The sequence below is a fragment of the Clostridioides sp. GD02367 genome (assembly GCF_045900275.1).
In the GTDB taxonomy this organism is placed as follows: Bacteria; Bacillota; Clostridia; order Peptostreptococcales; family Peptostreptococcaceae; genus Clostridioides; species Clostridioides difficile_A.
Genome location: NZ_JBJODK010000015.1, coordinates 15,291 through 42,210, shown reverse-complemented (window position 1 = coordinate 42,210; position 26,920 = coordinate 15,291). Strand labels below are relative to the sequence as shown.

Annotated in this window: 23 protein-coding genes and 2 other annotated features; all 23 genes read left to right on the top strand. The window is 28.9% G+C overall.

Annotated features, from left to right (window positions below):
* The first annotated feature begins 25 nt into the window (after window positions 1-25).
* Window positions 26-1,723, top strand: a complete 1,698-nt coding sequence (locus Q3223_RS16605; RefSeq protein WP_054276540.1) for a phospho-sugar mutase — start codon at window positions 26-28, stop codon at window positions 1,721-1,723.
* A 217-nt stretch (window positions 1,724-1,940) separates the two neighbouring features.
* Window positions 1,941-2,780, top strand: a complete 840-nt coding sequence (locus tag Q3223_RS16600; RefSeq protein ID WP_054270061.1) for a YihY/virulence factor BrkB family protein — start codon at window positions 1,941-1,943, stop codon at window positions 2,778-2,780.
* Window positions 2,781-2,908: 128 nt separating this feature from the next.
* Window positions 2,909-3,529, top strand: a complete 621-nt coding sequence (gene dhaL, locus Q3223_RS16595) for a dihydroxyacetone kinase subunit DhaL (protein ID WP_054270062.1) — start codon at window positions 2,909-2,911, stop codon at window positions 3,527-3,529.
* A 55-nt stretch (window positions 3,530-3,584) separates the two neighbouring features.
* Window positions 3,585-4,586 (top strand): dihydroxyacetone kinase subunit DhaK, encoded by a 1,002-nt coding sequence (locus tag Q3223_RS16590; RefSeq protein ID WP_167640462.1) that lies wholly within the window; start codon window positions 3,585-3,587, stop codon window positions 4,584-4,586.
* A gap of 23 nt (window positions 4,587-4,609) precedes the next feature.
* Window positions 4,610-5,494, top strand: coding sequence for a 3-hydroxy-5-phosphonooxypentane-2,4-dione thiolase (lsrF, locus tag Q3223_RS16585; RefSeq protein ID WP_054270064.1), 885 nt, complete (start codon window positions 4,610-4,612; stop codon window positions 5,492-5,494).
* Window positions 5,495-5,561: 67 nt separating this feature from the next.
* On the top strand, window positions 5,562-5,873 hold the full coding sequence (locus Q3223_RS16580; protein WP_054270065.1) for a hypothetical protein: 312 nt from the start codon (window positions 5,562-5,564) through the stop codon (window positions 5,871-5,873).
* 116 nt (window positions 5,874-5,989) lie between these two features.
* Complete coding sequence (locus Q3223_RS16575; RefSeq protein ID WP_054276542.1) at window positions 5,990-6,925, top strand: sugar-binding transcriptional regulator; 936 nt, start codon at window positions 5,990-5,992, stop codon at window positions 6,923-6,925.
* Window positions 6,926-7,052: 127 nt separating this feature from the next.
* Window positions 7,053-8,909 carry a PAS domain-containing sensor histidine kinase gene (locus tag Q3223_RS16570; protein ID WP_054270067.1) on the top strand — a complete coding sequence of 619 codons (1,857 nt, stop codon included), beginning with the start codon at window positions 7,053-7,055 and terminating at the stop codon, window positions 8,907-8,909.
* An 81-nt stretch (window positions 8,910-8,990) separates the two neighbouring features.
* Window positions 8,991-9,231 (top strand) — a binding site (T-box leader).
* 65 nt (window positions 9,232-9,296) lie between these two features.
* Window positions 9,297-9,532, top strand: a binding site (T-box leader).
* Window positions 9,533-9,617: 85 nt separating this feature from the next.
* Window positions 9,618-10,835 carry a homoserine dehydrogenase gene (locus tag Q3223_RS16565; RefSeq protein ID WP_054270068.1) on the top strand — a complete coding sequence of 406 codons (1,218 nt, stop codon included), beginning with the start codon at window positions 9,618-9,620 and terminating at the stop codon, window positions 10,833-10,835.
* A 115-nt stretch (window positions 10,836-10,950) separates the two neighbouring features.
* Window positions 10,951-11,442 (top strand): exosporium morphogenetic protein CdeM, encoded by a 492-nt coding sequence (cdeM, locus tag Q3223_RS16560; protein ID WP_054270069.1) that lies wholly within the window; start codon window positions 10,951-10,953, stop codon window positions 11,440-11,442.
* A 243-nt stretch (window positions 11,443-11,685) separates the two neighbouring features.
* Complete coding sequence (gene hisD / locus Q3223_RS16555) at window positions 11,686-12,951, top strand: histidinol dehydrogenase (RefSeq protein ID WP_054270070.1); 1,266 nt, start codon at window positions 11,686-11,688, stop codon at window positions 12,949-12,951.
* A gap of 167 nt (window positions 12,952-13,118) precedes the next feature.
* Window positions 13,119-14,213 (top strand): ROK family protein, encoded by a 1,095-nt coding sequence (locus Q3223_RS16550; protein ID WP_074179029.1) that lies wholly within the window; start codon window positions 13,119-13,121, stop codon window positions 14,211-14,213.
* Between the two features lies 1 nt (window position 14,214).
* Complete coding sequence (locus tag Q3223_RS16545; RefSeq protein ID WP_054270072.1) at window positions 14,215-15,165, top strand: N-acetylglucosamine kinase; 951 nt, start codon at window positions 14,215-14,217, stop codon at window positions 15,163-15,165.
* On the top strand, window positions 15,158-16,342 hold the full coding sequence (locus Q3223_RS16540; protein ID WP_407812221.1) for a hypothetical protein: 1,185 nt from the start codon (window positions 15,158-15,160) through the stop codon (window positions 16,340-16,342). The genes Q3223_RS16545 and Q3223_RS16540 overlap by 8 nt, the downstream gene beginning before the upstream one ends.
* 12 nt (window positions 16,343-16,354) lie before the next feature.
* Window positions 16,355-17,851 (top strand): sugar ABC transporter ATP-binding protein, encoded by a 1,497-nt coding sequence (locus Q3223_RS16535; protein ID WP_243193029.1) that lies wholly within the window; start codon window positions 16,355-16,357, stop codon window positions 17,849-17,851.
* Between the two features lie 22 nt (window positions 17,852-17,873).
* Window positions 17,874-18,824: an ABC transporter permease gene (locus tag Q3223_RS16530; protein ID WP_407812220.1), complete on the top strand. Its 951-nt coding sequence runs from the start codon at window positions 17,874-17,876 to the stop codon at window positions 18,822-18,824.
* Window positions 18,825-18,845: 21 nt separating this feature from the next.
* A complete protein-coding gene (locus tag Q3223_RS16525; protein WP_223195520.1) occupies window positions 18,846-19,808 on the top strand; it encodes a sugar ABC transporter substrate-binding protein in 963 nt (320 codons plus the stop codon).
* A gap of 362 nt (window positions 19,809-20,170) precedes the next feature.
* Window positions 20,171-20,803, top strand: coding sequence for a YitT family protein (locus Q3223_RS16520; RefSeq protein ID WP_021384339.1), 633 nt, complete (start codon window positions 20,171-20,173; stop codon window positions 20,801-20,803).
* A 411-nt stretch (window positions 20,804-21,214) separates the two neighbouring features.
* A complete protein-coding gene (gene kdpF / locus Q3223_RS16515; RefSeq protein WP_071585680.1) occupies window positions 21,215-21,307 on the top strand; it encodes a K(+)-transporting ATPase subunit F in 93 nt (30 codons plus the stop codon).
* Between the two features lie 46 nt (window positions 21,308-21,353).
* Window positions 21,354-23,030 (top strand): potassium-transporting ATPase subunit KdpA, encoded by a 1,677-nt coding sequence (gene kdpA, locus Q3223_RS16510; protein ID WP_054270077.1) that lies wholly within the window; start codon window positions 21,354-21,356, stop codon window positions 23,028-23,030.
* Between the two features lie 24 nt (window positions 23,031-23,054).
* The gene (kdpB, locus tag Q3223_RS16505) at window positions 23,055-25,112 is read left to right on the top strand and encodes a potassium-transporting ATPase subunit KdpB (RefSeq protein ID WP_407812219.1); all 2,058 of its coding nucleotides are present in this window, start codon (window positions 23,055-23,057) and stop codon (window positions 25,110-25,112) included.
* A gap of 18 nt (window positions 25,113-25,130) precedes the next feature.
* On the top strand, window positions 25,131-25,757 hold the full coding sequence (locus tag Q3223_RS16500; protein ID WP_054276552.1) for a K(+)-transporting ATPase subunit C: 627 nt from the start codon (window positions 25,131-25,133) through the stop codon (window positions 25,755-25,757).
* 237 nt (window positions 25,758-25,994) lie between these two features.
* Window positions 25,995-26,903, top strand: coding sequence for a cysteine synthase A (gene cysK, locus Q3223_RS16495; RefSeq protein ID WP_407812218.1), 909 nt, complete (start codon window positions 25,995-25,997; stop codon window positions 26,901-26,903).
* Window positions 26,904-26,920: the final 17 nt, after the last annotated feature.

The window sequence follows — 26,920 nt, the reverse complement described above, 5'->3', positions numbered from 1 at the left end:
TACATAAGATAGGGAGGATTTTATTATGGATTATAGGAAAACTTATGAAGAGTGGGTAAAAAGTTCATATTTTGATGAAGATACAAAGATAGAATTAGATAAGATAAAAGGTAATGAAAAAGAAATAGAAGATAGATTTTATAAGGACTTAGAATTTGGTACTGCTGGTCTTAGGGGTATAATCGAAGCAGGTACAAATAGAATAAACAAATATACAGTTAGAAGAGCTACTTTTGGATTGGCTAACTATATATTAGAAAATACGACAGCTGAAGAAAAAAATAGAGGAGTAGTGATAGCTCATGATAATAGACACAAGTCTAGAGAATTCTGTATAGAGTCTGCAAATACTTTGGCAGCATGTGGTATAAAAGCATATATATTTGATAGTTTAAGAACCACTCCAGAATTATCTTTTGCAGTTAGAAATCTAAATGCAATAGCGGGTATAGTTATAACAGCCAGTCATAATCCTCCTGAATATAATGGATATAAGGTATACTGGGAAGATGGGGCACAAGTTATGCCAGATATAGCAAATGCAATAACTGAGAAAGTAAATAGTATACATGATTACAGTATAATACCAACTTTAAGTGAAGATAATAAACATTTAGTTATTTTATTGGATGAATCACAGGATACTGAATTTATAGAAGCAGTAAAGAGTCAAATTATAAGAACAGACCTAGTTAAAAATGTAGGTAAAACTTTTAAAATAGTTTATACACCTCTTTGTGGAACAGGTAATATACCAATAAGAAGAGCATTAAAAGAAGTTGGATTTGAAAATATAATTGTAGTTCCAGAAGAAGAAAATCCAGACCCAAATTTTGCAGGTCTTGATTATCCAAATCCAGAAGAGAAAAAAGCTTTAAATAGAGGAATATTACTTGCAAAAGAAAAAGGAGCAGACCTTGTAATAGCAACTGACCCAGACTGCGATAGAGTGGGTGTAGCTGTAAAAACTACCACAGGAGAGTATGCTCTACTTACAGGTAATCAAATCGGTGGTATGTTGACACATTATATAATAGAAGGTTTAAAAGAAAATAATAAATTAAAAGAAAATTCTACAATGATAAAAACTATAGTTACATCAGAGTTTGGAGCAGATATAGCCAAAGCCAATAATGTTGATGTGTTAAATGTTCTTACAGGTTTTAAGTTTATTGGTGAGAAAATAAAACTATTTGAACAAAATAAAGACAGAAATTATGTATTTGGATATGAAGAAAGTTATGGTTATTTAGTTGGTACTCATGCGAGAGATAAAGATGGAGTAGTTTCTTCATTATTAATATCTGAAATGGCAGCATTTTACTATTCAAAAGGTATGAGTTTATATGAGGGTCTAATAGAACTTTATAAGAAATATGGATTTTTTAAAGAGCAGACTATATCTTTGACTTTAAAGGGTATAGAAGGAGTAGAAAAGATAAAAGAAATAATATCTTACTTTAGAGAAAATCAAATTGATTATATAAATGATATCAAAGTAGTGGATAAAAAAGATTATAAAAAAGGTATAGATAATCTTCCTAAGTCTGACGTTTTAAAATACTTCTTGGAAGATGAATCTTGGGTAGCAATACGACCATCTGGAACAGAGCCAAAACTTAAATTCTACATAGCTGTAAAAGGAGCTAGTGAGGTTGAAGCAGATGAAAAACTAAGTGGTCTAAAAGAATATATAGATATTATGGTTGAAAAATTAAAATAAAAGATGTTTAACTATCTTATAAGATAGTTTTATGATAATATTTATTTAGCTGAAAATTATAATTTACTTTCATTGATTAGAATATAGAAATGTTAGTAGAATTGTTATTTTCAGCTTTTATTTATGTTATTTTTACTTAAATAATTATATTATGGTATGAATCTGAGTATAATTAATATTGTATAATGAAATTAATTTGAGAGAAAAGGGGATATTTATGTTTGGGATAGATAAAAAATTGATTGAATATATAGTTGCAAAATCTAATTACAGTGAATTAAGTTCAAAGTCAGCAGAAGTATCTTTTTTCTTGATGCTGTCTATATTTCCTTTTTTAATATTTACTATAAGTTCTATAGCATATATACCAGTTCTTCATTTAAATAAATATATAGAACTTTTTAGAAATATGATGCCAGAAAGTGCTTTTGATGTATTATCTTCAATTATAGTTTCTGCAATAGATAATAGAAGTTTAAATTTTTTAGCTGTTAGTTTTGGACTTACTATGTGGACATTTTCAAGAGCAGTAAAAGCTCTTATTAAAGGGATGAATAGAGCGTATAAAGTTAAAGAAACTAGGTCTTTTTTTAAAATCCTATCTATATCATTTTTATTTACAATTATGCTTTTAGTGTTAATTTTTTTATCTATGATATTTCTGGTTTATGGAGAGAAAATAGGTTATTTTATTTTTAATTTTATAGGATTAGATAAGATATTTATAAGGATATGGGATATTTTAAGATACTCTGTAGGTATTTTAACAATAATAGTTATATTTACAGCTTTGTATAAATATACACCAAATAAAAAGTTGACTCTTAAAGAATCTGCACCAGGTGCTATTTTTGCTACATTTTCTTGGTTCTTAGTGTCATTTTTGTACTCTTATTATACAAATTATTATGCTAACTATGAAGTAATCTATGGAAGTATAGCTGAAATAATTGTACTTATGACATGGATGTATTTTAGCAGTTGGTCTATTGTTATAGGCTATGAAGTAAATTCAAGACTGTATTTTAGAAAGATAAGAAATGAAAGTTTAAAGTAAACTTTAAAAAAAGAAACATTATTTAATATAACAAATGTAAATTTTGTAAAAACGTTTTCTAAAAATAATTTACATTTGTTATTACATATGATAATATTGAATCAAGATATTAATAAGGAGATGGTTCAATGTTATCAACTACTACATGGAAAAAAATGTTGATAAGTGCGGCGGAAATATTAAAAGAAAATAAGATATATTTATGTGAATTAGATAGTGTAGTTGGAGATGGTGACCATGGGGTTACTATAGATAGAATAGCAGATTGTATGAAAAAAAGAGCATTAGAAGAAAATAAAAATGATAGCATAAAATCAATCAATGAAGATTTAAGTACTTTATGTATGAATGTAAATGGTGGTTCAGCAGGACCTTTATGGGGGACTATATTTGAGGGAATGGCTGAAGGAATAGATGATAAAGATGAACTTGAAATAGAAGAAATAAAAGGTATGTTTAATGAAGCAAGAGAAAATTTATCTCTTATTTCTACTGCTAAAATAGGTCAAAAAACTTTGGTAGATGCATTATATCCAGCCATAGATGCTATTTATAATGTACAGAGTAATGACATAGTAGATATCTTTAGATTAGCTTATGAAAAAGCAGTAGAAGGTGCTGAGAATACTAAAACTTACATAGCAAAATTTGGACGAGCAAAAAGTATAGGAGAAAGAAGTCTAGGACATATGGACCCAGGTGCTGTTTCTATATCACTGATGTTTAAAGGTTTATATAACGCATTATAAATTAGATTAACAAATTAAATAATAAATATAACAAGTTTAATAGGGGGAATTTATCATGCCAATGAAAAAATTTATTAACCAGTCAGAAGATTTAACTAGAGAAGTTTTAGAAGGTTTAGAACTTGCAAATTCAGACCTACTGAGAGTTACAGATTCCAATTTAGTAATAAATAAAAAATTAGAAGAAGCAGAAAGAGTAACAATAGTCACTCTAGGTGGAGCAGGTCATGAACCAGCATTGAGTGGATTTGTTGGTGATGGAATGGTCGATATAGCTGTAGTTGGAGATGTATTTGCAGCCCCAGGTCCAAATTCTTGTTTAGAAGCTATAAAAATGGCTGACAGAGGCAAAGGTGTACTGTTTGTAGTCCTTAATCATGCAGGAGATATGTTGACAGGAAATCTTGTTATGAAACAAGTTAAAAAAGAAGGACTTAATGTTAAAAAAGTTGTTACTCAAGAAGATATAGCAAATGCACCAAGAGAAAATAGTGATGATAGAAGAGGTTTGGTTGGTTGTATACCTTTATATAAAATAGCTGCAGGAGCTGCTAAAGAAGGAAAATCTTTAGATGAAGTTGCAGAAATAGCACAAAAATTTGCTGATAATATGGCGACTATAGCTGTTGCATGTAAGGGAGCTACTCATCCTTCTACAGGAATGGTTATTTCTGAGCTTGGAGAAAATGAGATGGAAATAGGAATGGGGCAACATGGAGAAGGTGGAGGTGGACGTATGGAAATGAAGTCTGCTGATGAAACTGCTGAAATAATGACACAAGCTTTGATTAAAGATTTAGACATTAAAGATGGGGAAAAAGTAATGTTAATAGTTAATGGCTCAGGAGCTACTACTTTGATGGAAATGCTAATAGTGTATAGAAAATGTCATAAAATATTGCAAGAAAAAAATATAGAAGTACTTTCAAATCATGTTGGAGAGCTTTTAACTACTCAAGAAACAGCTGGATTCCAACTATTTATAGCTAGAATGAATGAGGAATTGTTAAGATATTTCAATTCACCATGTAATACACCTTACTTTAAAAAAAATTAGATTGAATTAAAGGGAGATAAAAAATGGCAGATAAAGATGGAATAATACTACCAAAAGATTACGGAGTAGGTATAAAACCTCCAGAACAAAGCTTTTATTTAAAAGGAATGGATAATGTGGATTGGGGAATGAAAAATAGATTGTCAAAAATATTCAATCCTAAAACAGGAAAATCACTTATGTTAGCCTTTGACCATGGGTATATCATGGGTCCTACTCAAGGGTTAGAGAGATTAGACCTTTCAATACCTGACCTTATAGAAGATGCAGACTGTCTTATGGCTACAAGAGGAGCTTTGAGAACATGTATAAGTCCAATTCAGGATAAGGCTATAGCACTTAGATGTTCAGCAGGAAGTTCAGTTCTTAGAGAAGATATGAGTAGGGAAGTAATTGGAGTTGATATAGAAGATGCTATAAGAATGAATGCATCTTGTCTAGCTATACAGACATTTATGGGTGCTGAAGGCGAATGTAAAGCTATAGAAAATTTAGTTAAAACAATAGATATGGGAAATAGATATTCTATACCTGTTTTGGGTGTTGTTGCAGTAGGTAAAGAAATGGAAAGAACAGCAAAATATTTCTTATTAGCTACTAGAATGCTAGCTGAGTTTGGAGCAAGTATAGTAAAGAGTTATTATTGTGAAGATTTTGAGAAAATAACAGCTGCTTGTCCAGTACCTATAGTTATAGCAGGAGGAAAAAAAGTCCCAGAAAAAGAAGCATTAGAGATGGCTTATAGAGCTATAAACGAAGGTGCAGCAGGTGTTGATATGGGAAGAAATGTATTCCAATCAGAAAGTCCAAAAGCAATGATAAAAGCAATAAAAGCTATTGTTCACGAGAACAATACACCAGAACAAGCATATAAGTTATTTGAAGAATTAAAGAAGGAGTATAAGTAATATATACTAAGTTAAGTATATAAATATCAATATAATACATAAATTTCAATATATTGGAGGTAAATTTATGGAATTTGTACATATAGGTGTTATAACAGACAAACCACAAGAACATGAGGAATTTAATGAAGAATTAAAGGTTTATATAACAGACCCAAAATATACAGAGTTTAAATATGAATACTTGAGATTTGTTGAAGGAAGTCCACTTCCAGAAATAATGCAAAAGAATCCTCATGTTGCATATAAAGTAAAAAATATGGATAAATACTTGAGTGAGAATGAAGTAATTGTAGAACCTTTTAATGTAGGAGATAACTTGAAATGTGCATTTATAATTAATGGTGGTTTTATAATTGAATTAATGCAAGAATGTTGATATTTAAGCTAAAAAGTCTAGGATTTTTCTAGACTTTTTTTATTATTAATACAACTTGACAAAATTTATTTAATGATATAATTTTAATTTATAATCAACTTTGAAAGGATGAAAATATGACTATTGATAATGAAATGTTGAAATTGGTAGAAGTATCAAAAATGTATTATGAAGAAAATAAAACTCAAGCAGAAATTGCAAAAATCTTAGGTGTATCAAGACCCTTAGTAAGTAAGATGTTAAATAGAGCAAAAGAGATTGGAATAGTAAAAATAGAAATTAGAGAATTGTTTTCTAGTAATGATTTATTGATGAATCAAATAAAAGATATTTTTAGTATTAAAGGCGGGTTAATAGTTCCAGAAGCTAAAACTGAATATATAACTCAACAAACTATACTAAGTCATGGAATAAAGTATATAAAAGAAGAATTAAATAAGGTCAGTAATGTAGGAATAGGGTGGGGTTATATTATAGGTAATATAATGGAAGAAATGCAAAAGAGTGATGATAATTGTATTTTTAAAGGAGAGGTATATCCATTAGTTGGGATGGCAAATATACCAAACAAAGGATATCATCCTAATGAGTTAATATCTGTATTTTCAAATAGTACAGGATTTAGTCCTGTATTTTTATATGCGCCTGCATTCCCAACTAGTAGTGAAGAAAGAGATATATATTTGAAAACTGAAAATTATCAAAGTATGGAGAAAAAATGGGATAATATTGACACAATAATTTTATCCATAGATAATTACCCACAGGTACCAGACCAAGCTACTGCAATTAGATTTGGGAAAAAGCTTACAAAAGAGAAGGCAGTAGGTTCATTTTTATCTTATTATTTTAATAAGTATGGGGAAATAATTAAAAGTGATAATGACTATGTTATACAAATACCTCTTGAAAAATTAAAAAAAGCAAAAAAGGTTATAGCCATATGTTCAGATTCTAGTGTAAGTGCAATAACAGGTGCATTGAAGACTGGATACATAACACACATAATAACTGATGAGAAAAAAGCGACACAAATAATTATAAACAAATAATAAATTACATAAAATTAAATTTATTTACAAGAAAATCTTATAAAATATGTTATAATTAATAGAAAATTGTCATATAATTACTTAAAGAGTACTATTGTAAATAACATTGAGAGGTAGTGGTTAGGATATGGATACCCATAATAAATATGTAAATTTTATAAAAAATATACCTGTTCCTTTTTTATATTGTAAAGTTATAAAGGAACAAGAAAATATAGAGTATCGAGTAGAATATATAAGTAAAGGTATGGGGAAAATATTAAAATTAGAAGAAGGACTTTGTGACGAAAATATATTAGATTTATTACCTGTATTTAAAGCCAAGAAATATTTTAATGAGTTATTTTCAGATAATGTAAACTGTGTAAAAAGATATATACCAACACTCAAAAATTGGATAAACATAAAAAAACAAATAATAGGAGAATCACATATAATTTTGTATTTTTGCAAGATTGTATTTGATTACAGACAAGTAATCGATTCTTTTAATAAAAAAGAAAAAATAGCCTATATAAAAGATGAAGAAGGCATATACATAGATTGTAGCGAAAATTTAGTTCCAATATTAAATAATAATATTAAAACAACAAAAGATATATTTGGGAAGAATGATGTAGAAGTATGGGGAGAAAGCACCGGAAAATTATTTAGGAATGATTATATAGAAGGTGTATCGAGTAAAAAAAGATTTTTACAAAATCTATTTGAATACAAAGAAACATTCTTCATGGTTGAAAAATATTTTTTGTATGATGAAGATGAACTTTTGGGAACTATAGGAATAATAGATAATATAATATATAGTGGAAATAGTAACAAAAACTATAATTCAAAAAACTTAATGAAGATGATTGAACATTCAATTCCAGAGAATATGTTTTATAAAGATGTGTATGGAAATTACATTGGATTTAATTCAGGTTTTTTAAATTTAGCTTGTATGAATAAAGAAGAATTATTAGGAAAGAATAGTTATAAAATATCAACAGAAGAATCTTTAATAGATATGATACTTAAAAGTGATAAAGATGTAGTTGAAAATAAAAAGGTGGTTACATTCGAATCAAATATAAGTATGAACAATGAAAATAAGTGTATTGAGATTACAAAAAGACCATTTTTTGATAGTTATGGAAGTGTTATTGGAATAATTGGAACAGCAAGAGATATAAGCAGAAGAAAAAAATTAGAAGAAGAAATGGATAAAAACAAAATGGAGTTCTTTGCAAATTTGTCTCATGAACTTAGAACCCCCATAAATTTAATCTCGTCTTCATTACAATTAATAGAAAGAAAAGAAGCAGATTTAATAGAATCAAATGATACTTTAAAAAGAAATCTAGGTATGATAAAACAGAATGGAAATAGAATATTAAGATTGGTTAATAATTTTATAGACTTTACAAAAATGCAGTCAGGATATTTAGATTTCAAACCAGAAGAATCCGATATAATTTCATTTATAGAGGATATATGTATGTCTGTAGCTGATTTCGCAAGTCAAAATAACATACAACTTACATTTGATACAGAAATAGAAGAATTTACTATGTTATTTGATTCAGAAAAATTGGAAAGAATAATATTAAATTTGCTTTCTAATGGAATTAAGTATAATAAAGAAAATGGAGAGATAAATATATTTCTATGTGTGAAAGATGATATGTTTAAAATGAAAATATCTGACAGTGGAATAGGTATACCAAAAGAAAAAATAGATAAGATATTTAATAGATTTGAACAAATTGATAATGAACTTTCTTATAGGGTTAAAGGAAGTGGAATTGGCCTTTCATTAGTGAAATCTTTAGTTGAATTACATGATGGAAGTATATGTTTAAAGAGTCAACTTGGGATTGGAAGTGAATTTATTGTTTCATTGCCAATTAGAAGAGAAAATAATACTGAAAAATGCAATTATAAAAGAGAAGTTAGCGATGAACTAAGTAAAAAATTAGAAATAGAATTTTCGGATTTATAATTTAAGTGTAAATAGATAAAATTTTAAAAAACTATTGACAATTGTTTTAGAAGGGTTTAAAATAAATTACAACATAATAAATAAAAAGCGATGAATAGGAAGAGTAAATCTAATTCGATTGCCAGAGAGAAGAGTCCATCGGCTGAAAGACTTTTTAAATTAGAGAGATTGAAAACTACCTAGGAGCTACTTTCTGAAGTTATCTATATTAATAGATTTTAGTAAGAATAGTCGTTAACTGCGTTAAAGTGTAAAGTGAGTTTTCATAATATATGAAAATTAAGTTAGGTGGAACCGCGGGAATAATACTCTCGTCCTTATGTTATAAGGATGGGAGTTTTTTGTTATTTAAAAATATAAATAGTAATTATAATAATCATAAAAAATATAAAAGCGATGAATAGGAAGAGTAGATTTAGTTCGACTATCAGAGAGGAAAGTTCAAAGGCTGAAAGACTTTCTAAGTTTGAAAAATTGAAAACTACCTAGGAGCTGTGGTCTGAAGTTACCTTGAAAGGTTTTAGTAAGATTAACCGTTAACTGCGTTAAAGTATAAAGTGGATTTTATCAATAAATGATGAAATCAAATTGGGTGGAACCGCGAGCATAGACTCGTCCCTTTATCTAGGGATGAGTCTATTTTTATTGCAATAAAAGATTGAAAATAAAAAAAAATCGGAAAATTATAAATTTTAGGAGGATAATAAAATGGAGAATAAAGTGAAAATTGGAGTACTAGGATATGGAACTGTAGGAAGTGGACTTATAGATATAATAGATAATAATAAAGAAAAAAGAAATATAGAAATAGTTGGAATTTTAGTTAACAATCTAGAAAAACATAAAGGTAAAAAATACTCTAATATAATAACTAATAATATAGATGATATATTTGAAAAAGATATAGATATACTTGTAGAAGTTATGGGTGGTTTAGAACCAACATTATCTTATATTAAAAAAGCTTTAAATAATAAAATTCATGTTGTTACAGCAAATAAAGATTTGCTAGCTGAATGTGGAGATGAGCTTGCAAAATTAGCAAGTGAAAATAAGGTAAGTATAAAATTTGAAGCTTCAGTTGCTGGAGGGATACCAGTATTAAAACCAATAATAGAGTCATTAGAAGGAAATAACATAGATAGTATAAATGCTATTTTAAATGGAACTACTAACTTTATATTATCTAAAATGTATGACGAGAATTTATCTTATGATATGGCGTTAAAGCAAGCTCAGGAATTAGGTTTTGCTGAAGCCAATCCAGAGTCAGATGTATTAGGATATGATGCTGCTAGAAAACTATCAATATTATCAACTCTAGCTTATGATAATAGAGTGTATTGGAAAGATGTATATTTAGAGGGAATTACAGATATAGATGAAAAAGATATTGAATATGCAAAAAAATTAAATTGTAAGATAAAATTAATTGGTCAAAGTAAGTATGAAAATGATAAAGTAAGTGCTTTTGTTAGACCTGTCCTAGTAGAAAAAGATAATATACTCGCTAGAATAGACAATGAATTTAATGCTGTTATAGTAAATGGCGATTCAGTAGGAGAAGTTTCTTTTGTAGGTAAGGGAGCTGGAAGTCTAGCAACAGGAAGTGCAGTTTATTCAGATGTGATTGATATAATAGATAATAGAGTTTCAAGTATAGATTCTTTTACTAAAGATAAAATACAGGTTAATAAGATAGTTAGAGAAAAATGTGGAGCACTTCTTAGATTTAAAAAATGTAATAAAGATGAAATATTGAATATAGTTGAGAATTGCTTAGTAAATTATGATGTTTTAAATGATGATGATGAGCTTGCTATTATGGTTTATGCTGATTCTGAGTATGAAATAAATAACAGTTTATGTCTAATAAAAGATAAGGGATATTGCGAAAAAATGAATAAAATGTTGAAAATAAGTTAAAAAAGGGAAAAAATAAGTTTATATGTAACATATTTTGATAATTTTAATACTATATACTATGAGATAAAACAAAACATCTCATAAAAAATTAAAATTAAAAGGAGAGATATGTTATATGGAAAATAAAAAATATGCAAATGGTGGTTATCCAGAAGATTGGTATGAAAGAGGAGAAGCTACAGCTAAATGGTTCCAAAATGATGGAGAAGAATATGAAAGAGCAGCATACGATGAAGATAGAGAAAGAAGAGGTTCAAACTGTGGATGTTCAAATCAAGAAGAAAATAGACCTAGAAACTGTGAAAGATTTAGAAGAGAAGCTGAAATAAGAGAAAGAGAAGCTAGAGAAGCATTCTGCGAATCTGCAGAAAGAAAAAAAGAAGCATTAGCATATGAATGTGAAGCTAGAAAATTATGGGAAAAAGCAGAAAAATACTGGGATGAATATTCTGAGTTCAATTATAGAGGAATAGAATATTTAGCAGAAGCTGCTAGATTATTTGATAAAGGTATGGAATGTGAAGCTAGAAGAAATGGAAATAATGGTGGAAACAACAATTGTTGCCATAAATGCCATAAACCTAACTGTAACTGTGGTAGAAAATAAAAGAATTTCATTGACAAATCAATAGTTAAAATATATCATATTATGTATAATAAAGAGAAAATTCAGAAAAAAATTAATGATTAGAAGAAATATAAGTATAGTTATTAGACAAATAGTGCTCAGTTAGTGAGGTGAGTACAATATGATTAGACTCCTATCCTCTAGCTTTTAATAGAGGGTGGGAGTTTTTATTTATTGATGTATCTTAAATGAGAATAATATTGTAAAACTAGGAGGTAAAAAATGAAAAGCATCAAAACATCAAGCACAAAAGAAAAGGTAGATGAAAAGGTTTTAAGAGAGCAAGTAAGTTCTATAATAGAAGATATAAGAAGAAATAAGGATGTTGCACTTAGAAAATACAATGATAAGTTTGATAAAAATACAAGATATGAATTTAGAATTACTAAAGAAGAGATAAAAGAAGCTTATAAACATGTAGATAATGAATTTATAAATAATCTGAAGATTGCTGCTGAAAATATAAGAGAATTTGCTAAAGCTCAAAAATCAAGTTTTGAAAATTCTTTTGAAAAAGAAATTTATCCAGGTGTAATCTTAGGTCAAACTAATATTCCAATAGAATCATGCCTTGCATATGTTCCAGGTGGGCAATATCCATTATTTTCAACAGCACTTATGCTTATAATACCTGCAAAAGTTGCAGGTGTAAAAAGAATAGTAGCATGTTCGCCAACTATGAAAAATACTGAAGATATAAATCCTAAAACGTTGGTAGCTATGGACATAGCAGGGGCTGATGAAATATATGCAACTGGAGGTGTCCAAGCTATAGCAGCATTTACATATGGTACAGAAAAGATTAATCCAGTTGACATAATTGTAGGACCAGGAAATAAATTTGTAACTGAAGCTAAAAGACAGTGTTATGGTCAAGTGGGAATTGATTTTGTAGCTGGTCCAAGTGAAGTTCTTATAATAGCTGATGAAACTTCAAATCCAGTTTATATTGCAGCTGATTTATTAGCACAATGTGAGCATGATTTAAATGCAAGAGGTATATTATTGACAAATAGCTTAGAAATAGCAAATGAAGTTGAGAAAAATATAAAAATTATGTTAGAAGATTTGCCAACAAAAGATATAGCATCTAGTTCATGGGAGAATAATGGAGAGATAATTTTAGTTGATGATATTGAGGAAGCTATTAAAATAAGTAATTTTTATGCACCAGAACATTTAGAAGTTGCAGTAGAGAAGTATGATGAGATTTGTGATAAATTAATTAACTATGGTTCTCTATTTATTGGAAATCTTTCTGCAGAAGTATTTGGTGACTATGTTTCAGGTACAAATCATACATTACCAACACTTAAAGCATCAAGATACACAGGTGGTGTTTGGGTTGGTACATTTATAAAAACTTGTACAAAGCAGATATTGAATGAAAAGGCTATAAAAGCGTTAGCTCCTGTTGCAGAAAAGTTAGCAAAAGAAGAGGGACTGTATGCTCATGCAAAGGCAGCTGAAGTTAGGTTTAAAAAATAGATTTTAAAAGACTTGTTTTTAAATCAGCTATTTCAATAGAAACGTCATTTCATAATAATTTTAGATTATATTGAAATGGCTTTTTTATTGAAAATTTATTGACAAATTTGTATTGAAGATATTATACTAAACTTAATAAATAAAGTTTATAAAGTAAGGTGTTGTTTATGAAAAATATAGTTGGAAAGCCACAAACGATAAAAAAAGTAAATGAAGATTTAATAAAAAACATTATAAAAAATGAAGGTCCTATAACGAAGCCAGAAATTTCAAGTATTACTGAATTGAGTTTAGCTACAGTTAATAAAATTGTAGAACAATTAGCCTTAAAAAATGAGGTAAAAGTAAGTGGATTAAGTGAGTCTACTGGAGGAAGAAGAGCACAATTATTTGAAATAAATGCAAATTTGGAACACATAATAGCTTTATATTATTATAGAAATAGCTGTATAGGAGTAGTTGCAAATTTATTAGGGGATATAACTTATCAAGAGGAATTTGACATAAGAATGGATACCTATGAAAACGTTAACCAAGATACTTTTTTTGTTATAGATACTTTAATAGAAAAGGTAAGAGAAAACAGTATAAGAGCTATTGGGATTGGAGTTCCAGGAGTTGTAAAAAATGGTGTGGTTAAGAATATACCAACTATAAAAAGTTGGGAAGGTATAAACCTAGAGACTTTAATAAAGAGTAAATACAATACTAAAGTATTTATAGAAAATGATACAAATATTACTACTATTGGAATTTACCAAAAACAGTATAAAGATGAATATAAAAATATGGCTCTTATGTATTTAGAAGATGGTATTGGTTCAGGGATAGTTATAAATGGCGAGTTATATTTAGGTTCCACAAATTTTGCTGGAGAATTAAGTTATTTAAATATGGAGTTTAATAAGTATAATTATGAAAACTTAAATATTGAAGATTATATTTTAAGTTTAAGAAAAAGATATTTGGAGAGCAAGGATAATAATTTTAAAAAAGAAGTCTTATCAATAATATCAAATTTTGTAAGAACTCTTGTATGTGTCTTAAATCCACAAGCTATGATTATACAATGCAGTATATTAACTGAGGCTGATATGGAATTTATAGAGAAAGATGTAAGTAAGAGTGTGGGAGAAGAAAATTTCCCTAAATTAATAAAAGTAGAGTCACTGAGAGAAGGAAGTATAAATGGAGTAATTAGTATGTGTTTAAAAGAAACTGACTATCAATATTCCTTGTCTAATAAAAAAGGAGGATATTAATGTGAGATATTTGATTTCAATAGATGGAGGAGGAACAAAGACAAAATTTTGTGTAAGTGATTTAGATGGAAACATACTTAAAGAGTACACTACTGGTTCAACTAATTACAAGTCAGTTGGAATACAAAAAACATATGAAAATATTAATAATGGGTTTGAGAAAATATTAAAAGATTTGCATATTAATTATGATGATATTGAGTACACTGTATTTGGGATATCAGGATGTGATTCTCCTAATGATTATAAAATTATAATGGATGAAATATTAAAAATTGGACTTAATAAAGAAAAAATGTATCTAGTAAATGATGCAGTGTTAGCCTTTTATGCACAAACTGATACTCCTGGTTTAGTAATTGTAGCTGGGACAGGTTCGATTGTATTAGGAATTAGAGAAGATGGAGAAATATATAGAGTTGGTGGATGGGGATATAATTTTAGTGATTTGGGCTCTGGATATGATATAGGAAGAAAATTATTAAAGAAGGTCTTACTTTATTGTGATGAGTGTCATGAGTATAGTGATTTATTTAATTGTGTCTTATATTTCTTTAATGCAGATAGCTTTGAAAAACTTACATATATGATTACTGAAATAAATAACAATGTTGAAATAGCAAATTTAGCTTCATTAGTGATTGATTGCGCTGAACAAGGAGATAAATTAGCTATTGAAATATTAAGAGAGTCATCAATTGAATTATCTAAATTAGCTCAAGTAATATTAAGTAAAATCTATAATTCAATGAAAAAGGATAAAAATGAAATAAATATAGTCTTGTCTGGTGGAACATTAAACAGAACTATATATGCTCAAATGTTAATGAATAATTTAAAAGCAGAAAACATAGATAAAAAATTAAACTTTATACTTCAAGAAAATCAGCCTGTATATGGAGGTATAAGACTTGCTATGGCATTAGCTGATAGGAGGGTCAAACATGGATAGAAAAAAAGTGATAGTACAAATTTTTACAGGTGGATTTAAAAATAAAGAAATAAAATTTAATGATATAAAATGTAAGCTATTAGAATTGATGGAATATATTGATATAGAAAAGGTTATCATGGGTTGGAATGTAGATAAAGAGTTATATATAAAAACTAAAAAATTGTTAAATAAATATAGTGTTGAATTATATCTTTGGTTACCATGCTTTTCGGAAATAGGATTGCTTGAAAAAAGTAATTTACTAATTGATTATACTGGAAAAGAAGTTAAGGGATATACTTTACAAGAAGATGAGAACTTTGAATTTTATTGTCCAAATAATAAGGAAAATATAGAAAATGTAAAGAAAATATATAGTACTTATTTTAGTGAAATTGAATTTGATGGAATTTTTCTAGATAAGATAAGGTATGCTTCTTTTTCGAATAAGTTAAATGGTGTTTTTAATTGTTTTTGTAAAGATTGTTTAAATATATATGAAAAAAATAATATAGATAAAAAGTCATTAATAATAGAAATGAATAATGTATCTAACAAAGTGATAAGTAATAAAGATACTCCATTTGGCATAACAGAATACATTAATGGAAAATACAAATTTAAAAATAAAATATGGGAAAATTTTTTCGAAATAAAAAATCAAAGTATATACAATGCATTAGTAGATATAAGTAGTTATTTTAAAGATAAAGGATTGAAAATAGGCATAGATACTTTTTCTCCCTTTATTTCTTACTTTACAGGTCAAGATTTAGAAAGGCTACAAGAGGTAGCTGATTTTATAAAACCGATGATGTATAGAATTACAAAAGCTCCAGCAGGTTTACCATTTGAATTTGAAAAACTTATTGATGAATCTGTACAGGAAAATAAAGAGATTGTAAAACAAAAATTCTTAGATATTTTAGGGATTACAGAGTATGAAGGGGATGTATATCCCATAAAATTTGTACTAGAAGAAATAAATTTTATGACAAAAAATCTTACTAAAGATATATATGTAGGCATTGAAATTAATAAAAAAGAAATTATAGCTCCTGTTACACCTAAATGTATAAGTGAAAATATTTTAAATATAAATAAGACAGCAGTAAAAGGATATGTTTTATCTTGGGACTTGTTATCAGCACCAAAAGAAAATATTGATGAAATTATAAAATGGTTTAGGAATTAGTGGGGTGATATAGTGAGTAAAATATTGGAAATGCAACAAATATTTAAAAGTTTTGGAAAAGTAGATGTTTTAAATGGTATAGATTTCGAATTAGAAAAGGGAGAAGTAAGAGCTCTTTTGGGAGCTAATGGTGCAGGAAAATCTACACTTATTAAAATTTTAGGAGGAGTTCATGCTCAAACTAAAGGTAAAGTAATCCTAAAGGGTAAAGAAATTATGTTTAAAAATCCACATCATTCTAAAGAAAATGGTATTAGTATAATTTATCAAGAATTAAGTTTAATACCAACACTTACAGTTATAGAAAACGTTTTTCTTGGTAGAGAAACTTTAAAGGGAATTGTGTTTTTAAATAAGAAAGATATGCTAGAAGAATATATGAAGATTTGTGAAGATTTTGATTTTAATATAGACCCACATATAGTAGTGTCCAATTTGAGCATAGCAAATCAACAAATGGTTGAGATAATGAAAGCAGTTTCATGTAATTCTGAAATTATCATAATGGATGAGCCAACAACATCACTTACTAATAATGAAAAAGAAGGATTGTTTAAAATAATAAACAGATTAAAATCTAAAGGTAAAACTATAGTTTATATTTCTCATATATTAGAGGAAGTGTTTAAGGTATGTGATAGTACAAGTATAATGAAAAATGGAGTTATGATTGGAACTTATGATGTAAAAGATTTAAATAAATTAAAAATAACTCAACTTATGACAGGTGATGATAATCACAAACTTATTGAGAAAAAGGATTATACATTTGCAAAGTATGAAGAACCCCCAGTACTAGAAGTTGAGAATATAAGTTGGTCTAATAAAATAAAAGATGTTTCATTTAAAGTTTATAGAGGTGAAGTTGTAGGTCTTGCAGGTCTTGTAGGTTCAAGAAGAACTGAAATAATAAATTTGATATTTGGGATAGAGAATAAAGATAGTGGAGATATATTTATTAATGGTAAAAAAGTAGATATAACATCTCCTAAAATTGCTATAAAGAATAAAATAGGATTGATTCCTGAAGATAGAAAAAATCTGGGGTTAATTTTAGAGCAGGCTATATATACTAATTCAGCATCAGTACAAATTGATAAATTTAAGAAACTATTGTTTATAGATAGAAATAGAGAAATTGAATTTTCTAAAAAAGGAGTTAAAGAACTAGGAATAAAAATTAGTGATGTAAAACAAGAGGTAAAGGAACTTAGTGGTGGAAACCAACAAAAAGTAGTAGTTTCTAAATGGCTAGACAAAGATTTAGATTTAATAATATATGATGAACCGACAAAAGGAATAGATATTGCTGCGAAAGAAGATATTTTTAATACAATAAAGGAATTTTCAAGTAAAGGAATAGGAGTAATATTTATATCTTCTGATTTAGAAGAAGTAATAAGAGTAAGTGATAGAATTTTAGTAACTAGAGAAGGTTCTATTGTAGATGATTTAAAAAATGAAAATATAAAGGTTCAAGACATAATGAACAGTATATTTAATGTATAAAAAATTAAAATGGAGGACTGAGATGAAAAAGACTTTTGAGAAATTGAATTTAAGAGATTATGGAGTATTGCTAGGTTTTTTTGCTTTATGTATAGCCATAAGCATTGCAACTCCATCATTTTTAGGTAAGCAAAATATACTTAATCTTTTACGACAATCTTCTATAATTGGAATAATTTCAGCAGGTATGACTTTTGTTATAATATCTGGCAACTTTGATATATCAGTTGGAGCAGTAGCAGCTCTTGCAGGTGCTATAACAATGAAATTTGCAACTGGTGGAACTAACTTGCTTGTATCTATGTTTTTAGGTATAGCAATTTGTGCAGTAATAGGATTAATCAATGGGATAGTAGTTGCCAAGATAAATGTACCATCGTTAATAGCCACTATGGCTATGGTCACTATTGTAAGAGGATTACTATTGATGCTTACAGGAGGATATCCAATTACTGAAAATATACCAATACTTGATTACATTGGAAATGGATACTTGTTTAATATACCAATACCAGTAGTAATTTTCTTTATAGTAGTGTTAGTTTCATTTATTGTACTTAATAAAACTAAGTTTGGTAGATATGTTTATTCTGTAGGGGGAAATCAAGAAGCAAGTAAACTTAATGGTATAAATGTAGACTCTCATAAGATAAAAGTATTTATTATTAATGCTATACTTGCAGGGATAGCTGGTATTGTACTAACTGGAAGACTTGGGACTGCAACTGCAATTGCAGGCGAAGGGTATGATATGGATGCAATTGCATCTGTAGTAATAGGAGGTACGTCAGTAGCAGGAGGCTCTGGCTCTGTACTTAAAACTGTTATAGGTGTGTTACTTATGAGTGTTATAAACAACAGTTTTAACCTTCTTGGAATAGATGTATATTTCCAATACATATTTAAAGGATTAATAATTTTAGCAGCAGTTGGATTTGATTCTTATAGCAAGAAGAAGCTTGCTTCAAGATAAAAAATAAGGAGGGATTTTTTTATGAAAAAATTAATGAAACATTTAGCATTGTTGCTATCACTTGTTATGATATTTGGTTTGGTTGGTTGTTCAAATGGTGGTGACAAAGAAAAAAATGGAGAAAAGAAAATAGCAGTATTACTACCAGGTTCAACGGGTTACTTTGTAGCAACTAAACAAGGTATAGATGCAAAATCTAAAGAATTAGGTGTAAATGTAGAATATGCAGATGCTCAATGGGATGCTAGTAAACAATTGTCACAAGCTGAAGATTTTATGGCTAAAGGTGTAGATATGATTGCATTGTGTGGAGTTGATTCTGCTGTGAGCGAGAGAATAGTTAAAGCTGCTAATGATTCAGAGGTTCCTATAATAGCATTTACAAATTCTATAGGAAGTAACCCAACAGGAGAATTCAAAGGTTTAGTTACATATATAGGACAAAATGAGGAAGAGACAGGAGCTTTAACAGGTAAAATTGCTAAAAACTTGTTAGGAGAAGCTGGTGGAAAAGCTGTGTTAATAGAAGGTGTTCCAGGGACTACTCCACAAGTATTAAGAAAAAAAGGTCTTGAAAAAGAATTAAAAGATAGCAATATACAAATAATTTATAATCAAACTTCAAATTGGGAAAAAGAACAAGCTTTAAAAGTAACAGAAGACTTAATTCAAAAGAAAACTGATTTTAATGTTATAATATGCCAAGACGATAACTCTGCTACAGGAGCAGGACAAGCCTTAAAGGATGCTGGTCTTAAAGATAAAGTTAAAGTTATAGGTTTGGGTGGAAGTAAAGATGGATTAAAAGCTATAACTGATGGATTAATAGATGGAACAACATATATGTCTGCAGTGGAAGAAGGAGCATTAGTTGTAGAAAAAGCATCTAAGATTTTAAAAGGTGAAAAAGTAGAACCTGTTACACAAATTAAGCAAGTTGAAGTTAACAAGGATAACATTTCAGAATTTAAAGGTGAGTGGTAAAAGATAGTAAATAAAATTTGTAGAGTTACTTTATATAGTTTCTAAAGTAACTCTTTTTTTGTGGACTTAGTTATAGATTGTTGGATAGTATTTCTAAACAAATAAAAAATTAATATAAACAAAGACTTAATTATACTAAATTATAAGTCAAATTAATATAAACTTTTGTAAAAAAGGAAAACGTCTGAGGTGTTGGAATGACTGTGTTATATAGATGGGTTGAAAAAAACATAAAAAAACATAAAAAAATTGTTGAAAAAAACATAAAAATTTTGTATAATTAAAGATTCGAAAAGTGCGGTATACAAAGCCATTTCTTTTGTATATAATATATATAAATTAAGAAAAAGGAAGGGATATGTATGGCCAGGCGGTTATTTTTAGAAAGGATTGGACTTATATTTTTAGGTTCAGCAATATTGGCATTTGGAGTTTACAATTTTTATTATTTAAACAACATAACAGAAGGTGGAGTGTTAGGTATTTTACTACTGCTAAAAAATTTATTCAATATACAGCCAGCAATAGCAAATGTTGTAATAGATGGTTTACTACTTTTAGTAGGATATAAATTTTTCGGTAAAAAATTCCTTATATATTCAATAGTAGCTTCTATAACTTTTTCAGTGTTATATGATTTATTTGAAGCTATAGGACCTCTGGTACCACAATCACAAAATATGCTTTTATCAACTGTTTTGGCAGGTGTAACTGTTGGAACTGGTGTAGGGATAGTAGTAAAAGCAGGTTGTGCATCAGGAGGAGACGATGCTTTAGCATTAGTAATTTCTAAGACTACATCTTTGAACATAGGGCAAGTTTATTTAGCAACAGATGTTATTGTATTGTTGTTATCATTATTTTATCTATCAGCATTTGATATATTTTATTCTTTGATTGCTGTTACAATTAGTGGTAAAGTAATTGATTTTATTTATTATCATGGCAAAAGTTTAGATATGGATATAAGTAATGACATAGTTCCAGAATGTTAATATAAATTAAATAACATTAGCTTTTATTAAAGATGGCAAATTTGCCATCTTTTTTTGCGTTTATATATTTGTAGTAGGTATTTCTTAATCGAGATTTTTATAAATTTAGGATAAGAAATTGTATTGAAATTGCTAGGAATACGGTTGCTAGATGCATATTTTAAAAACTCAATTTTATATTTATGAAATACTAATCAGTAACAGATGTTTCTTAATCCTATCTTTATACCTAAAATGATAAGATAAATGAAGTAGCAATACAAAACTAAAATTTGTAAAAGAAATTAAAGTAAATGGAGGAGTTAAAATGTTGGATATAGTTATGATAGCATTGTTACTCATAGGATTTATTTCCATGAAGTTGCTTGCTGACTGGTGTGGGAAACAAACAGAAAAAAAATAATGTAATGTATGGAGGGATTACCTATGTGGTTTCTGGCAGTTGTAATTATAATGTTAATAATATATTTGGTGTATGCGCTTATTAATCCTGAAAAATTTTAAACAGTATAAGGCTAATAAGTAAGCTGAATTGGGGGGAACAATTTTTATGGTGCAGATAGTAATAGTGTTAGCGATTTTTATGATTTTAGTAATACCTATGGGCAAGTATTTATACCATATAGCTACTAATCAAAAAACATTTGGAGATAGACTATTTGATAAAGTAGACAATTGTATATATAAGGTATGTAGTATAGATAAGAAAAAAGAAATGAACTGGAAACAGTATGCCTTAGCTTTAGTATTTACAAATGCAGCTATGGTATTTATAGGATATATCATACTTAGAACTCAAAGTATGCACATCTTTAATCCAAGTGGAATTAAAGGTATGGAACAAGGTTTATCATTTAATACAATAATAAGTTTTATGACAAATACAAACCTTCAACATTATTCAGGTGAATCAGGTCTTTCATATTTTAGTCAGATGACAGTGATAATATACATGATGTTTACATCAGCAGCAACAGGATATTCAGCAGCTATGGCATTTGTAAGAGGTTTGGTTGGCAAAAAGAAAACATTGGGAAATTTTTATGTAGATTTAATTAGAATAACAACAAGAGTACTTTTACCAGGAGCTTTAATTGTTGGAATTATATTAGTTACACAAGGAGTACCACAAACTTTTGCTGGAACAGAAACAGTGACTACTATAGAAGGAAAGCTTCAAGATATAGCTAGAGGGCCTGTAGCAGCTCTTGAATCAATCAAACATTTAGGAACAAATGGTGGTGGATTCTTTGGTTCAAATTCATCACACCCATTTGAAAATCCAACTATTATATCAAATATAGTGGAAATGTTGTCTATGATGATATTACCAGGAGCTTGTGTTGTTGCATTTGGGCATATGATAAAGAATAAAAAACAAGGTTGGGTTGTGTTTGGTGCAATGTCAATCATATTTTTAATAGGTCTAGTAGTTTGTTTTAAAGCAGAGAGTGCAGGAAATCCTATTTTATCACAATTAGGACTTAGTCAAAGTATGGGAAGTATGGAAGGTAAGGAAGTTAGATTTGGTATAGCACAGTCTGCATTATTTACAACAGTAACTACTTCGTTTACAACAGGTACAGTTAATAATATGCATGATACCTTAACTCCTTTAGGAGGTTTAGTACCACTTTTGAATATGATGTTAAATGTCGTGTTTGGTGGTAAAGGTGTAGGTCTTATGAATATGTTGATGTACGCTATAATAGCAGTATTTTTATGTGGATTGATGGTAGGAAGAACTCCAGAATTTTTGACTAAGAAAATAGAAGGAAAAGAAATGAAGCTTATTGCTTTACTTATTATACTACATCCACTTTTGATACTTATGTTTTCTGGTCTTTCAGTTGCAGTACCAGCAGGGCTTGAAGGAATTTCAAATCCTGGATTCCATGGATTATCACAAGTATTATATGAATTTGCATCTTCAGCAGCTAATAATGGTTCAGGATTTGAAGGTCTAGGAGATAATACTATGTTTTGGAATATAACAACAGGCATAGTTATGTTCTTTGGAAGATATGTATCTATTATAATACTACTTGCGATATCAAGTTTATTGGCATCTAAAAAAGCTGTAAGTGAAAGTATAGGAACACTTAGAACAGATAATTTCACATTTACAATAATTTTAGTACTGGTTGTTTTAATTGTTGGTGCTTTAACATTTTTCCCAGCCTTAGCGCTTGGACCTATTTCAGAGCATCTAGTGTTATGGCACTAAAAAATTGGGAGGGAGTAAAGTTTTATGGAAACTAAAAAAACAAAGTTTATTACAAAAGATATATTCAAAACTTCCATTATAGAAGCTTTTAAAAAGTTAAATCCTAAATATATGATGAAAAATCCAGTTATGTTTGTTGTAGAGATTGGATTTATAGTAACATTGATACTTACAATAATACCTAGCTTGTTTGGTGATGAAGGTAATAATTTAAGAGCATATAATGGGATTGTAACAATAATATTATTTATAACAGTTCTTTTTGCGAATTTTGCTGAAGCTGTAGCTGAAGGTAGAGGAAAAGCCCAAGCAGATACATTGAAGAAAACTAGAAAAGACACAGTAGCAAGGGTTTTCGATAAGCTAGGAAATGAAAAAATGATAAGTGCAAGTGAATTAAAACTTGGCGATATTGTTTTGGTAAATGCAGGAGAAGTTATTCCAAATGATGGAGAAGTTATAGAAGGAATAGCTTCTGTGGATGAATCAGCAATAACTGGAGAATCCGCACCTGTTATGAGGGAATCTGGTGGAGATTTTGCTTCTGTTACAGGAGGTACTACAGTTGTAAGTGACTGGTTAAAAATAAAAATAACAACAAAACCAGGAGAATCGTTCTTAGATAAAATGATAGCTCTTGTGGAAGGTGCTTCAAGACAAAAAACACCAAATGAGATTGCCTTAAATACCTTGTTAGTAGGGTTAACACTTATATTTATGGTTGTTTTAATCTCTCTTTATCCAATGGCAAATTATGCAGGTGTAAAGATTCCAATTTCTACTATGGTAGCACTTTTGGTTTGCTTAATACCAACTACTATAGGGGGCCTATTGTCAGCCATTGGTATTGCAGGTATGGATAGAGTAACTAGATTCAATGTAATTGCAATGTCAGGAAAAGCAGTAGAAGCTTGTGGTGATGTTGATACTATGATTTTAGATAAGACAGGTACCATTACTTATGGAAATAGACTTGCGTCAGAATTTATAGTAGTTGGAAATGCAGATTCAAAAGATTTAATAAATTATTCTGTTATGTGTTCATTAAAAGATGATACACCAGAAGGAAAGTCTATAGTTGATTTAGGTGTGAAATTAGGTTCAACAGGTAAAACAAAAGAGGCAGCTGAAGCTGAATTCATAGAGTTTTCTGCACAGACTAGAATGAGTGGAATTAATTTAGCTGATGGTAGAGCTATAAGAAAAGGTGCTTATGATAGTATAATAAAACGAGTAAAAGAATCTGGTGGGGTAGTACCAGAAGATTTAGAAGAAAATGTAAACAGAGTGGCTAAATTAGGAGGAACACCTTTAGTAGTGTGTGTGGATAATGAGATATATGGGATTATCTACTTAAAGGATACTGTAAAATCAGGGCTTGTAGAAAGGTTTGCTAGACTTCGTGAGATAGGAATAAAGACAATAATGTGCACAGGGGATAATCCCTTGACAGCAGCTACAATTGCAAGAGAAGCTGGAGTAGATGGATTTATTGCAGAATGTAAACCAGAAGATAAAATAGATGCTATAAAGAAAGAACAATTAGAAGGTAAAATAGTAGCTATGACAGGTGATGGAACAAATGATGCTCCTGCACTTGCTCAGGCGGATGTAGGTCTTGCTATGAACAGTGGTACAACATCTGCAAAAGAAGCAGCAAATATGGTAGATTTAGATTCAGACCCAACTAAGATATTAGAAGTTGTTGAAATAGGAAAACAACTTTTGATAACTCGTGGAGCTTTGACAACTTTTAGTATAGCAAATGATGTTGCAAAATATTTTGCAATTATACCAGCTATATTTACTCTTGCGATACCTCAGATGGAGATATTAAATATAATGAAACTTTCTACATCATTTAGTGCGATATTATCAGCTTTAATATTTAATGCTATAATAATCCCTTGTTTAATACCTCTTGCAATGAAAGGTGTAAAATATAGACCTATGAAGTCACAAGCTATGTTAATGAGAAACATGATTATATTTGGTCTTGGTGGGGTTATAGTACCATTTTTAGGAATAAAATTAATTGATTTATTAATTACACCTTTAGTAATGGTTCTTAATTTAGGTTAATAAATGGAGGATATAAAAATGAAAACATTAAAACCAGCATTGCTTGTAAGTCTTGTATTGTTAGTTGTTTGTGGACTTGTATATCCACTTGCTTTAACAGGTGTAAGTCAAGTTGCATTTAGAGATAAAGCTAATGGAAGTATGATAGAAGTAAATGGTGTAAAAGTAGGTTCAGAACTTATTGGTCAAAACTTTACAGATGCAAGGTTCTTTAAGGGAAGAGTATCATCAATAAACTATAATACTTATACAAAAGAAGATTTAATACCAGATAAAGATGGAAATACATCTTATGGAGGTGTTTCATCAGGTTCTTTTAACTATGGAGCAACAAATCCAGAACTTCATGATAGAGTACAAAAAGATATAGAAAAATTTTTAAAGGATAATCCAACTATTAAAAAAGAGGATATACCAACAGACTTGCTTACAGCATCAGGTTCAGGACTTGACCCTAATGTAAGTCCAGCTTCTGCAAAAGTTCAGATACCTGCTGTAGCAAAAGCATCAGGAATATCAGAGAGTAAATTACAAAAAATTGTAGATGATAATACTTCTAAAAAACTTTTTGGAGTATTAGGTGAAGATAGGGTAAATGTGTTAAAGGTTAATGTAGAGATTGCAAAGATATTAGGTCTTATATAGTATTTTGTAGAGGTTCTATAGCAAAGTACTGCGTATGGCTTAGTTTAAAGCTTTATATTTAAAAGGTGAAAATCGATAATGATTTTCACTTTTTTTGTTTGAACATTACTAATATTTGGAATAAAACGATTGTAAGTATAAAATCCAAAAAAAGGTTGCATTATCAAAATGATAATACTATAATATATTTATCGTTATCAATTTGATAATAGATTTAGACATATAGGAGGAAGTAGTATGTTATATAATAACGCATTAGAGTTGATAGGAAACACACCTGTAGTAAGGTTGAACAATTTAGGATGTACTAACGGGTGTTCTAACATATATGTAAAATTAGAAAAAGTAAATCCAGCAGGAAGTATAAAAGATAGAGCAGTGTATGAAATGCTAGAAGGATTAGAGAAAAGAGGAGAATTAAAAAAAGGAGATGTATTAGTAGAAGCAACTAGTGGAAATACTGGTATTGCATTATCTATGATAGGAAAATTAAAAGGATATGAAGTAGTAATAGTAATGCCTGAGACTATGAGTGTTGAGAGACGAGATTTGATGAAGGCTTATGGAGCAAACTTGGTACTTACAGATGGAAAAGCTGGTATGGCAGGTTCCATAGAAAAAGCAAATGAGCTTTTAAGAGAAAATCCAAACTATAAGAGTTTAAAGCAATTTGAAAATAAAGATAATCCAAACGCACATTATAAAACAACAGCAGTTGAAATTATGAATGATGTTAAATATTTAGATATATTTGTATGTGGAGTTGGAACTGGGGGTACTTTAATAGGAACTGCGAGATATTTAAAGGAGCAAAATCCAAATATAAAAATAATCGCGCTTGAACCAAAAAAATCTCCAGCTATATCAGAAAACAAAACTGGACCTCATAAAATACAAGGAATAGGAGCTAATTTTGTTCCTGAAAATTATGATTCCAGTGTAGTTGATGAAGTAATATTAGTAGATGATGAAGATGCATTTGACACAGTTAAATTACTTGCAGCAAAAGAGGGAATTCTGGTAGGTATATCTTCTGGAGCTAATATATTTGGTGCTATGGAAATGGCGAAAAAATATCCAGATAAAAAGATAGTAACAGTAGCTCCAGATGGAGTAGATAAGTATATGTCCATGGGACTATTTTAAAAATTTTATTTTAGGGA

Coding starts and splice junctions, on each gene's coding strand:
- Q3223_RS16605 (WP_054276540.1), top strand. CDS start 26: ATGGATTATAGGAAAACTTATGAAGAGTGGGTAAAAAGTTCATATTTT.
- Q3223_RS16600 (WP_054270061.1), top strand. CDS start 1,941: ATGTTTGGGATAGATAAAAAATTGATTGAATATATAGTTGCAAAATCT.
- dhaL (WP_054270062.1), top strand. CDS start 2,909: ATGTTATCAACTACTACATGGAAAAAAATGTTGATAAGTGCGGCGGAA.
- Q3223_RS16590 (WP_167640462.1), top strand. CDS start 3,585: ATGCCAATGAAAAAATTTATTAACCAGTCAGAAGATTTAACTAGAGAA.
- lsrF (WP_054270064.1), top strand. CDS start 4,610: ATGGCAGATAAAGATGGAATAATACTACCAAAAGATTACGGAGTAGGT.
- Q3223_RS16580 (WP_054270065.1), top strand. CDS start 5,562: ATGGAATTTGTACATATAGGTGTTATAACAGACAAACCACAAGAACAT.
- Q3223_RS16575 (WP_054276542.1), top strand. CDS start 5,990: ATGACTATTGATAATGAAATGTTGAAATTGGTAGAAGTATCAAAAATG.
- Q3223_RS16570 (WP_054270067.1), top strand. CDS start 7,053: ATGGATACCCATAATAAATATGTAAATTTTATAAAAAATATACCTGTT.
- Q3223_RS16565 (WP_054270068.1), top strand. CDS start 9,618: ATGGAGAATAAAGTGAAAATTGGAGTACTAGGATATGGAACTGTAGGA.
- cdeM (WP_054270069.1), top strand. CDS start 10,951: ATGGAAAATAAAAAATATGCAAATGGTGGTTATCCAGAAGATTGGTAT.
- hisD (WP_054270070.1), top strand. CDS start 11,686: ATGAAAAGCATCAAAACATCAAGCACAAAAGAAAAGGTAGATGAAAAG.
- Q3223_RS16550 (WP_074179029.1), top strand. CDS start 13,119: ATGAAAAATATAGTTGGAAAGCCACAAACGATAAAAAAAGTAAATGAA.
- Q3223_RS16540 (WP_407812221.1), top strand. CDS start 15,158: ATGGATAGAAAAAAAGTGATAGTACAAATTTTTACAGGTGGATTTAAA.
- Q3223_RS16530 (WP_407812220.1), top strand. CDS start 17,874: ATGAAAAAGACTTTTGAGAAATTGAATTTAAGAGATTATGGAGTATTG.
- Q3223_RS16525 (WP_223195520.1), top strand. CDS start 18,846: ATGAAAAAATTAATGAAACATTTAGCATTGTTGCTATCACTTGTTATG.
- Q3223_RS16520 (WP_021384339.1), top strand. CDS start 20,171: ATGGCCAGGCGGTTATTTTTAGAAAGGATTGGACTTATATTTTTAGGT.
- kdpF (WP_071585680.1), top strand. CDS start 21,215: ATGGAGGGATTACCTATGTGGTTTCTGGCAGTTGTAATTATAATGTTA.
- kdpA (WP_054270077.1), top strand. CDS start 21,354: ATGGTGCAGATAGTAATAGTGTTAGCGATTTTTATGATTTTAGTAATA.
- kdpB (WP_407812219.1), top strand. CDS start 23,055: ATGGAAACTAAAAAAACAAAGTTTATTACAAAAGATATATTCAAAACT.
- Q3223_RS16500 (WP_054276552.1), top strand. CDS start 25,131: ATGAAAACATTAAAACCAGCATTGCTTGTAAGTCTTGTATTGTTAGTT.
- cysK (WP_407812218.1), top strand. CDS start 25,995: ATGTTATATAATAACGCATTAGAGTTGATAGGAAACACACCTGTAGTA.